This is a genomic window from Reichenbachiella sp. MSK19-1 (assembly GCF_003590315.1).
GTDB classification, from domain to species: domain Bacteria; phylum Bacteroidota; class Bacteroidia; order Cytophagales; family Cyclobacteriaceae; genus Reichenbachiella; species Reichenbachiella agariperforans.
The window spans coordinates 851,590-866,025 of record NZ_MIER01000002.1; the positions used below are offsets into that span (position 1 = coordinate 851,590).

A 14,436-nucleotide genomic window follows, 5' to 3' on the forward strand; every position below is an offset into this window, starting at 1 on the left:
TTGCGGATGTCAAATCCCAAGGTGCTTCTTATTACCCCTCCTTTTACCCAGCTCAATACGCCCTATCCTGGCACCTGCTATCTCAAAGGATATCTCAATACCCAACAGGTAGCGTCTTATCAAGTAGACTTGGGGATCGAAGTGATCCTGCGTTTGTTCTCTAAGGTAGGATTGAGAGCGATGTTTGACGCAGTGGAGGCTGAGGGACTATTGGATAGGGTGAGTGACAATGCCATGCGGATTTATCAATTGCGCGAGGAGTATATCGCCACGGTGCACCCCGTGATCCGTATGCTACAGCACAAGAATCCCACGCTGGCTTATTCGGTAGCTGAGCGTGAGTTTCTACCAGAGGCGAGCCGTTTTGATCAGTTGGCGGACTTAGAATGGGCCTTTGGCAACATGGGCGTGCAGGACAAAGCGCGGCATTTGGCAACCTTGTACTTAGAGGATCTGGCGGATTTTATCAAAGAGGCTGTGGATCCGCACTTTGGGTTTAGTCGATACGCGGAGCGACTGGGGATGTCGGCTTCTTCGTTCGATGAGATGGCGGAGGCTTTGTCTCAGGAGCCTTCTTTCATTGATGGAATATTGATGGCGCTTTTGGAGGAGAAAATTCAGCATGCTCGACCCAATATGGTCTGTCTATCCGTGCCTTTTCCAGGGAATCTGTACGGCGCACTGCGCTGTGGACAATATATCAAGGCCAATCACCCAGGTGTTCATGTCGTCATGGGCGGAGGGTATCCCAATACTGAGCTGCGGTCGGTCTCCGACCCGCGTGTGTTTGCTGCTATTGATTTCATCACATTAGATGATGGAGAACGACCGATTCATCACCTGATGGGGCATCTCTTTGGGGATAGAAAATTGGAAGACCTCAAAAGAACTTTCTCTCTCGTGGAGGGAAAAGTCGTCTATCACAACGGGAGCAAACAAGGTGATGTGTCTTTTGGTCAGACGGGTACGCCAGACTATAGTGACCTGCCCATCGATCGGTACTTATCTGTCCTAGAGGTAGCGAACCCGATGCATCGTCTCTGGAGTGATGGCCGGTGGAACAAGCTCACTATGGCACATGGATGCTATTGGAAGAAGTGCAGCTTTTGCGATATCTCGCTAGACTATATCAAGAACTATGAACCTGTCAGTGCTTCGATTTTGTGTGACCGAATGGAGGAACAAATGGAGCAGACTGGCGAAACGGGCTTTCACTTCGTAGACGAAGCTGCGCCTCCCGCACTGATGCGGGAGTTAGCACTAGAGATACTGCGCCGAAAGTTGGTCGTGACCTGGTGGACGAACATTCGCTTTGAGAGCCGTTTTACACCCGACCTATGTCGTCTGTTGAAGACCTCTGGCTGTATTGCTGTATCAGGAGGATTAGAAGTAGCCTCCGATCGTCTGCTAGAGAAGATGAAGAAAGGGGTGACGGTCGAGCAGGTCGCTCAGGTCGCAGAGAATTTTACCCAGTCGGGGACCATGGTGCATGCCTATCTGATGTACGGTTTTCCGACGCAGACCGATCAGGAGACGATAGATTCGCTGGAGATGGTGCGTCAGCTGTTTATGCATGGTGTGATTCAGTCGGGTTTTTGGCATCAGTTTTCGATGACGGCACATGCTCCTGCGGGGTTAGAGCCAGAGTCCTTTGGGGTGGAGCGCGTAGGACCCGTGTTCGAGGGATTTGCTAACAATGATCTGCAGCATGTCGATACATCGGGTGCTGATCATGTCCAATACAGCGAGGGATTGAAGAAGTCACTTTTCAACTACATGCATGGGATCTGCTTTGACTATGACTTGCAGGAGTGGTTTGATTTTGAGGTGCCAGGGAGCAGTATCCCAGCACACTATATCGAGCAGGCTTTGGCGGACAACCCAGGGACGTATATCAGTGACTCATCTAGGGTGGTGTGGCTGGCGGCCGTTCCTGTTTTGAGTTTCTATGAGAAGAGAAAAAAAGGAAAGATTACCGTGAGAGCGAGACTGTCCGTGGAGCTTAAATCACATAGCATAGATGTGACCGCCGAAGAAACGGAAGGCAAGTGGCTTCATGCCTTGATAGCGCGTATGTCATGGAGCGCCAAGGAGAAAATTACGTTTGCTGTCCTCAGACAGGAGTACGAAAGGGATTTTGGTCAACCTATCGATCGCTTGATCCATGGACAGGCGTGGCAGGAACTGAAGAATACTGCCTTGCTGATTGTATAAAATGATGCTAGGTTTGGCAAGGTTATTTCTAGAGACTGAGATGATCCGATAGGAGACCGCTATCGTTTTGGACATGATCTCACTAACAAATTGACTATGAAAACGAGACGTAAAACACTACTGTATTTCCTCATAATCACAATGCTAGTATCGGCATGTGGATCAGCCAAAAAACTCTACGAACAGGGAGATTACTATCAGGCAGTGATCAAGTCAGCTGATAAACTACGCAAAAATGCTGATCACAAAAAGACCAAAGAGGCGCTAAAGGTCGCATATCCGTTAGCTGTAGAAGAGCTGCTGGCACAGGTCGCACGCGCCAAAACGGTCAGTCCAGATTTTCAGAATACCGAATCGATTTATCCGCTGGAGAAGCTCAACCACATGTATGATGAGATCAAGCGATCACCAGGAGCACTGCGGGTGATCCCTAATCCGACGAGTTATTATCAGCAACTGGCGCATGTGAAACTGGCCGCTGCGGGAGAGCAGTATGAGGCGGGATTGAAAGAGCTACGTGCAGGGAGTAGGCAGCGTGCCAAAGAGGCCTATGCCTATTTTCAGATGGCGAACAAATATCAGCCTGGATACGAGGATGTGAGACAGAAAATAGAAGAAGCCTACAATCTGTCGATACTGACGGTATTGGTAGAGTTGCAGCCCTTGCAGTCGCAGGCGTATCAGCTCAGCGGCGACTTCTTTTATGATCAGGTGGTGAAGGTATTTCGTGAGATCGAAAGCGATGAATTTATCCGCTTTTATACACCGAACGAAGCGCGTCGAGTGAGGTTAGAGAAGCCGCATCAGGTCTTGACGATGAATTTTGTAGACTTTAGGGTAGGAGATACGCGGACACTAGAGCGTGTCGAGAAAGTCGAGCGAGACAGTGTCGTAGTGGGTACGGTACAGCTGGATGATGGTACGACCAAGAAGGTGTACAACACAGTCTCTGCCAAGCTAACGATACGCAAAATGGAAGTGCTATCTGCGGGACGTCTGCGTATGTCAGTCCAAGATGAATATGCACGCACAATTTTGACGAAAGAGGATTTCGGAGGAGAGTTCGTGTGGTTCAACGAATGGGGGAGCTTCAACGGCGATGAGCGCGCACTGAGCCGTGACCAACTTGCGATCTGCAATGCCAAGATGCTGATGCCTCCACCACCGCAGGATCTCTTTGTGGAGTTTACCAAACCAATCTACAGTCAAGTGCGGACTCACCTGAGACGGTTCTATGATGGCTACTAGGCTTTAGAGATTAGACCCAAGATTTAAGAATGATTCTTGAAAAGAAAAAAATATAAAGACACAGTTTATTGAACAGACTCGGCTGTCTATGCGGTGGTATGATTTTCTTTAGCGGCTTTGTCATTATCTGCTGCGGTTGTGTGATTTTTCTTATTTCCAGATACGGTTTTGTCATTGTTGCGGTCGTTTGTGAGGGACAGGAGTGCTTTTGGAATGACCGAGGATGGTTTTGCAGAGTAGTTTTGAGTTGATCGTTGCCCTCGATAGGAGTGAAGGCAACGATCAGCTATAGTAGGCTTTTGCTGTACTTCTAGAAGACGCACTTAATCCAATCTATCTATGCCAGTACTCACTTATACATGGATTATGGCGCACGATGTAACTAAGTAGAAAGCATATGTAACGTATCGGAAAAGCCTCAGGAGCAGTAGGAGATACCTTTGATTTTCACTGAACCTAGGCATTAGGAAGTATAGCTTTCAATGTGCTTCAGGTCAGTTGCAAATGATTTGAAGGCATTATGACTAAATTTCTATCGGGTATTCGATTTGCGGGATCGGAAAATATAGCAGCTAAACCGTCTCGATTAGTACTCCACTTCTCTACAGGTATTTCTAATCCTGAAGGTAATTCACCTGTTGAAATAGGTGATCTCTCAAGTAAGCAATCGAAGAAGGTAATCGATGCTTTTCTGTCAACATCCCAATCATCATTTGTAATAGCGAGGTTTTGTGGTGGCGTCTGTCTACAAAAGAAACAAACGAGCCAACAAATTTACTTTACTAAAGCAGCATGATTATGATCGAGAAAAAATTGAGCAATGACTCTGAGATGTGGGAAGCTTTCAAAAAGGGGGACGAGAGCGCGTATGAACTCATGTTTCGTGAAAATTATCCTATTTTGATAAACTATGGCTTGAAATTCAACAATGAAGAAGATGAAGTAAAGGACTGTGTTCAGCAGCTCTTTGCTAAGCTGTGGGAGTCTCGTGAGAGGTTAGGGGCTAACAACAATATACGTGGGTATTTGTTAGCGTCGGTTCGGAGGATGATTTTGAGAGAATCGAAGAGAAAACCTTTAATGGTTGAGATTTCAGGACTCAATCATAAGTTTCTTTTGGATGTTTCTGTAGAGAATCAGTATCTGAAGGGGGTGATTAAACAAGAAGATGCTGCAAGAGTTGTTCAATTGCTGAATCTTTTACCACACCGTCAAAAGGAAGCACTATACCTGAGGTTTTATGGAGATCAAAGTTTTGCAGAAATCGCCACGGTGATGGGAATTACCACCAGAGCAGTTTATAAGTTGGTTTACAAAGCGACTGCTCGTCTTGCAGTAGAGTTGAAGCAGCAACAAGAGACAGAAAAGTACAAATTGTCATTGGTAGCGTCTTAATTTCTTTTGTGTAGTGGGGTCAGTTTTGTAGCAATAGGTCTTTTTATCATTAGACTCAAGAAGTTCGATTGAAAATGTTGAATGCTTTGAGCTGGCAAAAGTCATTTTAAGAATGATATGAAGACTAATAGCAAAAACAACACAGGTAAGCACAAAGCAGATAAAATGTGGGAGATGGAAAACCTGCTTTCTCAACTCTCTTTTGAAACTCACCGTGTTACTGATCACGATGTAGACGAAGCATGGAATTCGCTAAGACCGAATGGTTTGAATAATCCTAAAAAGTCTGGTCGTCACCTGTCCAGCACTTATCTGATTGCAGCTACGGTTGTGTTGTTTGTATTGGCTTTTGTTATCTCATCTGTGGTGTGGATGGACTCGTCTCGTCAATTGACTGACAATAAAGGTGTTCAAGTAGAAAAGTCAACCCTGAATGGTCAAAAACTCACCTTTGCACTGCCTGATGGAAGTAAGGTTGTATTAAATGCAGGTTCTACCTTAAAGTACTCGAAGGTTTTTGGACAGGAGAATTTAAGACAGGTGTTTTTAGATGGCGAAGCTTTCTTCGATGTAGTTCATGATCCTAAATCTCCATTCGTCGTAGTGGCGGATAAAACAAAAACCACAGTTTTAGGTACTCAATTCAATGTCAATTCCTATTCTAATAATACCGAAACAAAAATTGCGCTGGTGAAAGGTGCTGTCAATGTGAAAAATACTGATAGTGAGTTAAAACTCACACCAGGTCACATGGTCATTTTTGACAACAGCAATCATAAAACAACAATATCGGCATTTGATTTTGATCAACAGATCGCCTGGAAAGAAGGTGTGTTGGTATGTAATCATGAATCTCTGACTAATCTAACCGTTAGGTTAGAAAGATGGTATGGGGTAACTATAGAAGTAGCACCTGATGCAGCTATTAATTCTAATTGGCGGTATCACGGGAAGTTTAGGGGGAAATCATTAGCCTATATATTGGAGGCTTTGAGCTACCCTGATCATTTTAAATATAGAATAGTGGATAACAAAGTAACGATTTATTAAATGAAGAATACGAGTTAGCAACAGGGTAGCCGATGGGAGTTGTATGACTATAATTCCTAGGCGTGAAGCAATCAAACATGAACTATTATGAACTAATGAAAGTAAATTTATGAAAGCAAAATTACTAGTAATCCCTCTTCGATGTAGGGCGATATTTATTGGTTTATATCTTTTATGCGGACTAATGTCGAGTGCAAATGCATGGGACGGAAAGGCCATCAAGAGCATAGAGGATATATACGTGACGATACAGATGGAGGAAGGCAATTTGGAAGAGACCTTTACGACCATCAGTGAGCAAACAGGGCTCAATTTTCACTATGATCGACAGTTAGCTGTGAGTCGTTCGGTCAAGTCAGAAATGTCCCAAGTTACACTAGGCGAGTGTCTACGATACTTAGCCAAGGAGGCTCAGTTGAATTTTAGAAGAATCAATGAAACGATTCATGTAGAGGATGCCGCGGGTACCAAAGCACAAGTAACAGAGTCTTTTTACGAGCAGGATTTGGTCGTGACAGGTACTGTAAGATCAGAAGACGACGGTACTGGTTTGCCTGGAGTAAACGTTGTAATCAAAGGATCAACAGTAGGGACGGTCACTGATATCGATGGGAATTTTCGAATCAATGTACCTTCAAAAGAGTCTGTATTATATTTTAGTTTTATAGGCTACATCGCTCAAGAAGCTCTAGTAGGGGACCAAGCTGTGATTGATGTTGTCATGAAGCTAGATGTCACCTCTCTAGAAGAGGTGGTCATAGTGGGGTATGGCGAACAGAAAAAAGAGACCGTAGTTGGCGCTGTTTCTCAGACAGATGCCGCTGTACTGGAGCGAGTTGCTGGCGTGCCCAATGTAAGTACCGCCTTGACAGGTAACTTGCCTGGTGTGATCACTACTGCGAGTACAGGGATGCCAGGAGATGAAAACCCTCAAATCGTGATTCGTGGAGTTAGTAGCTGGAATGGTTCTCAACCTCTGATTTTGGTCGATGGGGTAGAGAGACCTGAATATTTCAACACGATGGACGTAGGTTCTGTCGAAAATATTTCTGTACTGAAAGATGCTTCTGCAACAGCGGTTTTTGGCTCTAGAGGGGCTAATGGTGTAGTTATTGTAACGACCAAACGAGGTAGAGAAGGAAAAGCGGAGATTACGGCTAGGGTAAATACAACCGCTAAAATCGTTTCCAAACTACCGGGGACATTGGATTCGTATAGCGCCATTAGGGTAAGAAACCAGGCCATCGAAAACGAATTGTCAAACAATCCTGGTAGTTGGGACTTTATGATACCTCAATCTACTGTGGACAAATATAGATATCCAGCAGATGCAGCCGAAGCTGAACGCTATCCAAATGTAGACTGGCAGAATGAGTTGTTTAAAGACTATGCCATGGCCTACAATGCGAACATAGGTATCAGAGGGGGTACTGAAATCACCAAATACTTTGCGAGCATTGATTACCAAAATGAAGGTGATTTGATGAAAGATGCGAACAACAACCGTGGCTATGATCCAGGGTATAGCTACAACAGACTCAATTTCCGTAGCAACCTGGATTTTCAATTGACGCCTACGACCAAACTCTCTACTAACCTGAGTGGTACCTATGGCGTAAGAAAAACCCCATGGGGTGGTGGAAATGAATACCCATTTTGGATAGCTGCCTATGGCAATGCGCCCGATGCTTTCATTCCTAGATACTCGGACGGGACATGGGGATTTTATGAGCCAAATGTGCAAGGTGGACTCAATTCGGTAAGAATCTTGGCCTTGTCTGGTGTACAATATACGACAAGAGCACAGATGTCAACCAATTTTTCCCTAGAGCAGGATTTAGACTTTGTACTCAAGGGACTGAAATTTACAGGTACGCTGGCTGTTGATAATCAATTTGTCGAAATAGACAGAGGGGTAAATGATCAATACAATGCTGTCCAAGAGAAGTGGATCAATCCTCAAACAGGTCAAACCCTTTATGGACAAAACTTTGATGCAGCTACCCGTTTCGATTTTTATGATCAAGGAGCGTCATGGTCTCCTACAGGAGGATCAGTGGCCGACTGGGAGTCACAGCGCCGTCTTTATTATCAGTTGAGATTGAACTATGACAAGACTATCGCCGAGAAGCACAATGTCGATCTGATGGGACTCATGAGTAGACAAGAGGATGTGCTGGGTAGCCAAATCCCAAGATATAGAGAGGATTGGGTGTTTCGTGCGACCTACAACTATGATGGGAAGTATTCGATAGAGTATAATGGTGCCTACAATGGATCTGAGAAGTTTGGAGTGGATTATCGTTTTGCTTTTTTCTCATCAGGAGGGGTCAACTGGATGTTGTCTGAGGAGAATTTTATGAAGGGAATTCCATTTTTGGACGTATTAAAACTCAGAGCTTCCTATGGTGAAGTAGGTGATGATCAGGTAGCGGGTAGATTTCTTTTTGCAGATACTTGGAACTATCAGTATGAGTCTCAGTTAGGAACTGCAGGTGTAGCAGGTGAGTATAGCCCATACACATGGTACAGACAGACAGAGTTAGGCAACCCTTCTGTACGTTGGGAAACTGTTTACAAATACAATGCGGGTGTGGATTTTGGTTTCTTCAAAGGACTGATCAGTGGTAGTGTGGATGTTTTTCGTGATAGACGAGAGGACATCCTGATAGGTGATGGTCGTGCAGTACCTTTCTATTTTGGGGCTTCCCCACCAGTAGCTAACCTCGGTGAGATGCAAACTCAGGGGTATGAAGTAGTACTCAATATTGAGAAAAACATAACAAACTCCCTGAGAGTGTGGGCCAGCATGAATATGACACATGCCAAAGATGAAATCATTAATCGTGATGATCCGGAGTTGTTGCCAGAGTATCAAAAACAGGCTGGATACCAATTGGGGCAGGCACGTACGCATATCAGTGCAGACTACTATGATACTTGGGATGAACTGTATGCGAGTACGCCACATGACAACAATGATCAGGCGAAGATACCAGGCAATCGTAACATACTGGATTACAATGCAGATGGAATTATCACAGCACAAGATGCAGCCCCTTTTGGGTTTTCGGGTACTCCACAGAATACTTACAGTACGACCGTAGGGTTTGAGTGGAAAGGCTTGAGTGCATTTGTACAGTTTTATGGTGTGACGAATGTAACTCGTCAGGTGGTCTTTACCAGTTTGTCTGGTCAGCTCAATAGGGTATATGAGGAAGGTAGCTACTGGTCTGAAGACAATACCAATGCTGATCAACCTATGCCAAGATGGCTGAGTACACCTAATTACAACACGGGTAGCCGTTACATGTATGATGGTTCTTATTTGCGTTTGAAAAATGCTGAGATCGCATATCGATTCAGTACTGATTGGATCAACAAAATAGGGCTCAGCAGTATGCGTGTATATGTCAATGGCAACAACCTATTGTTATGGACCAAAATGCCAGATGACCGTGAGTCAAACTTTGCCGGTAATGGTTGGGCAGCACAAGGAGCTTATCCTACTGTCAAACGGGTCAACCTAGGACTTAATCTCACATTCTAAAATTTGATTCTGATGAAAAAATATATAAAGAGCTTATTTAAGCATACAGCCTTAATGGTTGGCCTGCTTGCAGGGTTTTCTTGTGAGGAATATTTGGAAAGAACTCCAGAAGCAGTTTTATCTTCTGAAGTTGCATTTAAGAATTTTACCAATTTTCAGGGGTTCACAGAGGAGCTATATCATTGTGTGCCCAATTTTACCAACAGGTATTGGACGAATTCTTTCAATTGGGGAGATGATGAAATACAATCTACAGCACAAAATTTCCATTTTGGAACGAAAATAGAAAACGGTGACTTCTGGGGCTGGCAGACTGAATTTGATGGCTGGAATGCTGGATGGATGGATAGAACAGGAGCATTTACGCCATATGAAAACGTAGATAATAATGATGCTAGAATGTTCAAAGGACTTTGGCCGCTAGCATGGATAGGAATTCGTAAGGCTAATCTGGGATTGGCTAATATGGATTTGATGACCGATGCGACGCAGGAAGAGCGAGATCTAATCGAAGGGCAGTTGTTGTTTTTTAGAGGGTGGTTTCATTTTCAGTTGATCCAGTACTTTGGTGGACTTCCTTATGTAGATGCATTGCTGCCAGCTGATGAGCAGCTTCGTTTGCCACGCTTGAGCTATCAAGAATGTGCCGAAAAAGCGGCAGCTGATTTGAGAATGGCAGCTGATTTACTTCCAGTGCATTGGGATGAAACAGTAGCAGGTAGTAGTACTTCGGGAAAGAATGATTTGCGTATTAACAAGATCATGGCACTAGGTTATTTGGGTAAAAATTTACTTTGGGCGGGTAGCCCATTGATGAATTTCGAATCGACTGGCAGTAGAACTTATAACGCAGACTATTGTCAACGTGCTGCTGTAGCTTTTGCTGAATTGATCGAATTGAGTGAGAGTGGAGAAGCTCCATATTCCTTGGTCAATTTTGAGGACTACAGTTCTCTGTTTTATACTGCGGGTCAAAATTGGGCCTATCCGGGAGCTGATGAGGCGATTTTTAGGTCTCCATATCTCGATGCACACAACTCTACGTATGGTACCGCTACCCAGTATACCCCAGCGATTTTGGCTGGTGGTGATGTCAAGTTTTTGCCAACAGCCAACTATGTCAACTTTTACGGGATGGCCAATGGTTTGCCGCTGCCTGATGATGTCAGCCAGATGGATGCAGCATCAGGGTATGACCCTCAGTTCCCTTGGAGAGACAGAGATCCACGTTTCTATCATGATATTATTTATGATGGTGTTCAGGTGGTACAAGGTTCTACGAATGGCCAAGAGGAACTTCGCTATGCCAACTTGTACTCGGGGGGTAATTACCGAGATGCCAGGACTGGGAGTCGTACAGGGTACCTGAATTATAAGTTTGTTCCTATCACGGTCAATAACTTTGACAATGGACAATCTTACGGTCAGGCCTTGAACATCAATGTACCCTACATGCGTTTGGCAGACATCTACATCATGTATGCCGAAGCAGCGACGATGGGTTATGGATCTGCTACGGGTCAGGCACTTGGAGCTAGTTTGACTGCAGTGGATGCTATCAACAAGATTCGTGATCGTGCTGGTGTAGGAGAGGTCGATGGACAATTTTTGGGTTCAGCGGAGGATTTTCTCGAAGAAGTACGTCGAGAGCGAGCAGTGGAATTGGCGTTTGAGAGACACAGGTTCAATGACTTGCGCAGATGGTTGCTGTTGATCGAAGAGCCTTATACGCTTAAAACTGCACTTTCTTTTGATCGCCCTGCAGCAGGTATGCCTACTGTAGAGGACACAGATGATCCTTCTCAAAATCGTGTGGTCAATCTGGTAGAAAATGTAATCCTAGAAAGGAATTTCACGGAGAAACACTATTGGCTTCCGCTCAAAGTGGCTGATGTGAGTATCTATCCAGAGCTCAATCAAAATCCAGGGTGGTAATACACATGGTTCAAGTACTTATAACTTTAAAGTGAAACAATCATGAATTATATAAAAATAGCAATGGTGCTATGTGCTGTGTGGGGCTTCTTTCCGGCTTTGCTGCAGGCACAAAATACCATGAATACAGAATTGACCGCCAGTATTGTACCTATAAGGGCTCAAAGTGGTGTGGACATAGATTTATACAAGGATAACAATGGTGAAGCAGACAAACTCATAGCTTCGGCAGATACTGTGGCCAACAAGGAAGTGGTTTTGTTGCCAGGCTCGGACGGTTATCCTGTAGAAGTGGCGTTTCGTCAAGTTGGCGAAAAAGACCTTAGTCATGATGTGTCTTTTGTAGATATGCCATCTATTTTGGACAAAAACTACATTATTAATCCGTTAGATAATATGGAGGCTTTTGTAGGGGGATTCAACGGCAACCTTTGGGGGCAAACGGATTACCTCACCTTGATAGATGGAGTGCCTCGCGATATTGGTAGTGTCTTGCCTACAGAAGTAGCCCAAGTCACGTTTCTCAAAGGGGTATCTGCAGTCGCATTGTATGGTAGCATGGGCGCCAGAGGTGTTGTACTCATTACAACCAAGCGTGGCAAGATTCATGGACAGGAGATTACTGTGAGAACCAACGCTGGAGTTCATGTTCCTAAAGCTTACCCACGTTACCTAGGGTCTGCTGAGTACATGGACTTATTTAATGAGGCACGTGTCAATGATGGTTTGGATGAATTATACTCCCAGGAGCAGATTTATTATTCTGCACAGGGTACAGATCCATATAGGTATCCTGATGTGGATTATTATTCTACAGACTATGTTCAGAAGGCATACAGTCGCTATGATGCTACCGTAGAGATCGAAGGTGGCAATGAAAAAACACAGTATTATACCAACATGGGTTTTTACCGTACTGGTACACCGCTCAATTTTGGAGGAGCGACTGAAAACCATGACAAGCGTTTCAACATTCGAGGCAATGTAGATATGAATATTGCCAATTGGCTGACTGCCAAGGTTGATGCTGCTGTGGTTTTTTACAATGGCATAGGGTCTAATACGGATTATTGGGGTGCCGCAGATACGTTAACACCCAATCGATATACTCCCTTAGTACCGATTGACAGGATAGAAGCAAACGACCAAGCGTCTCTTGATTTGGTAGGTGCGAGCCAGAATATCATAAACGGCCAATATTTGCTAGGAGGTACACAGCTGCAGCAGTCCACCCCGATTGGTGCGATTTATGCTGGTGGAACGAATAACTACAATAGCAGACAGTTTCAGTTCAATGCTGGTGCCAATGCAGATTTGGGTGCTGTGGTACAGGGATTGTCTTTGAGTACGACATTTGGCGTGGATTATAATTCTACTTACAATGTCGCTTTCAACAATGAATATGCTGTTTATCAACCCTCTTGGACGAGCTATGCAGGAGACAATAGGATTGCATCATTGACAAAGTATGGCAATGACGCCAGTTCTGGATCACAGGACATAACGGATAGTTGGTACACGCAGACCCTGTCTTTTAATGCACACTTAGATTATCAGAGAACCTTTGACAACAGGCACAACTTCTCAGGAATGTTGCTTGCTTATGGATTTCAACGTTCTATCTCAGCACTCTATCACAAACCTAGCAATGCGAACCTAGGTCTGCATTTAGGGTACAATTTCAAACATAAATATTATGTAGATTTTGATGGAGCTTTGGTACATTCGGCCAAGTTACCAGAGGACAACCGTCAGAGTATTTCTCCTACAGCTACGCTAGGATGGCGTTTGAGCGAGGAGGCTTTTCTGAAGGATGTATCTTTTCTTAGCAATTTGAAACTAAGTGTTTCGGGTGGTATTCTAAATACTGATCTGGATATTCAAAATGTAAATAATGAAGATGACGCATCTGATTACTATCTATATCAGCAAGTTTATAACCAGACCGATGGAGCATGGGTGACTTGGAAGGATGGTTTTTCTAACCAAAGTACAGACTCTCGAAGAGGATCTAACCCTAATTTGGATTATCCACAAAGAAGAGAGTTGAGCTTGGGTCTTGATTTTGCACTTTTTGACAATGCCATAGTTTTTGAGGGGTCGTTTTTTGCCAGTCAGACATCTGGTATTGCTGTCCAAAACAATGTGCTGTTTCCTAGCTATTTTGTTTCTAATGGCTACCCTAGTGGGTCATTTGTTCCATATACGAACTACAACAATGATGATCGGATGGGGGTTGATTTTAACCTAAGACTGAACCAAAATGTGGGAGAGCTAGCACTATCTTTAGGTGTGTCAGGGATCTATTATACTACCGAAGCAAGCCAGCGCGCGGAGATGTATGAGGACGCTTACCAAAACAGACAGGGACAACCTTTGGACGCAATTTGGGGGTTGGAAAATCTAGGCTTCTTTGCAGATGCTACAGATATTCAAAATTCACCAGATCAAATCGCATTGGGTGAAGTACAACCAGGTGATCTCAAGTACAAGGATCAAAACAATGACGGAATCATCAATGCGCAGGACGAAGTTTACTTGGGTAGAGCGGGTTGGTCGGGTGCTCCTTTGACGATGGGTTTTAACCTCACGGCCAATTACAAAAACTTCACCTTCTTCGCATTGGGAACATACCGCTCTGGTGCTTATGGGATGAAGAACAACAATTATTTCTGGGTCAATGGTCAGGACAAATACTCTGAAGAAGTTCGAGGAAGATGGACAGAGGACACGCAGAACTCGGCGACATTTCCTCGTTTGACGACATTGAATGGTGCCAATAATTTCAGAAACTCTGATTTCTGGATGTATAGTACTGATCGCTTTGACTTGTCTAGAGTGCAGATTTCTTACGACTTTCCTGAAAGCCTCTTGGGAGGGCCTGACAGCTTTATTCGAGAGCTCGGTATCTATGTCAATGGAGCCAACCTATTGACTATCTCTCCTAATCGTGAGATTCTGGAAATGAATATTGGCAGTGCGCCACAAACCAGATTCTACAATTTGGGACTAAGAGCAATGTTTTAAGTAGGACAAAAATTGAA

At 44.2% G+C, this 14,436-nt stretch carries 7 protein-coding genes; all 7 read left to right on the forward strand.

From position 1 onward, the window contains the following. Positions 1–6 precede the first annotated feature (6 nt). The 7 genes from BGP76_RS03730 to BGP76_RS03765 all read left to right on the forward strand — a co-directional run bounded on the left by BGP76_RS03730 (position 7) and on the right by BGP76_RS03765 (position 14,419). The gene (locus BGP76_RS03730; protein WP_119843643.1) at positions 7–2,214 is read left to right on the forward strand and encodes a radical SAM protein; all 2,208 of its coding nucleotides are present in this window, start codon (positions 7–9) and stop codon (positions 2,212–2,214) included. Positions 2,215–2,310: 96 nt separating this feature from the next. Beyond that, positions 2,311–3,462, forward strand: a complete 1,152-nt coding sequence (locus BGP76_RS03735; RefSeq protein ID WP_119843644.1) for a hypothetical protein — start codon at positions 2,311–2,313, stop codon at positions 3,460–3,462. Positions 3,463–4,260: 798 nt separating this feature from the next. Beyond that, the gene (locus BGP76_RS03745) at positions 4,261–4,857 is read left to right on the forward strand and encodes an RNA polymerase sigma factor (RefSeq protein ID WP_073119197.1); all 597 of its coding nucleotides are present in this window, start codon (positions 4,261–4,263) and stop codon (positions 4,855–4,857) included. Positions 4,858–5,031: 174 nt separating this feature from the next. After that, positions 5,032–5,907, forward strand: coding sequence for a FecR family protein (locus BGP76_RS03750; protein WP_158584030.1), 876 nt, complete (start codon positions 5,032–5,034; stop codon positions 5,905–5,907). Positions 5,908–6,091: 184 nt separating this feature from the next. Next, entirely contained in the window at positions 6,092–9,457 is a 3,366-nt protein-coding gene (locus BGP76_RS03755) for a TonB-dependent receptor (RefSeq protein WP_119843647.1), read from the forward strand. A gap of 12 nt (positions 9,458–9,469) precedes the next feature. Next, positions 9,470–11,392, forward strand: coding sequence for a RagB/SusD family nutrient uptake outer membrane protein (locus tag BGP76_RS03760; protein WP_119843648.1), 1,923 nt, complete (start codon positions 9,470–9,472; stop codon positions 11,390–11,392). Positions 11,393–11,434: 42 nt separating this feature from the next. Beyond that, positions 11,435–14,419 carry a SusC/RagA family TonB-linked outer membrane protein gene (locus BGP76_RS03765; RefSeq protein WP_119843649.1) on the forward strand — a complete coding sequence of 995 codons (2,985 nt, stop codon included), beginning with the start codon at positions 11,435–11,437 and terminating at the stop codon, positions 14,417–14,419. Positions 14,420–14,436 lie beyond the last annotated feature (17 nt).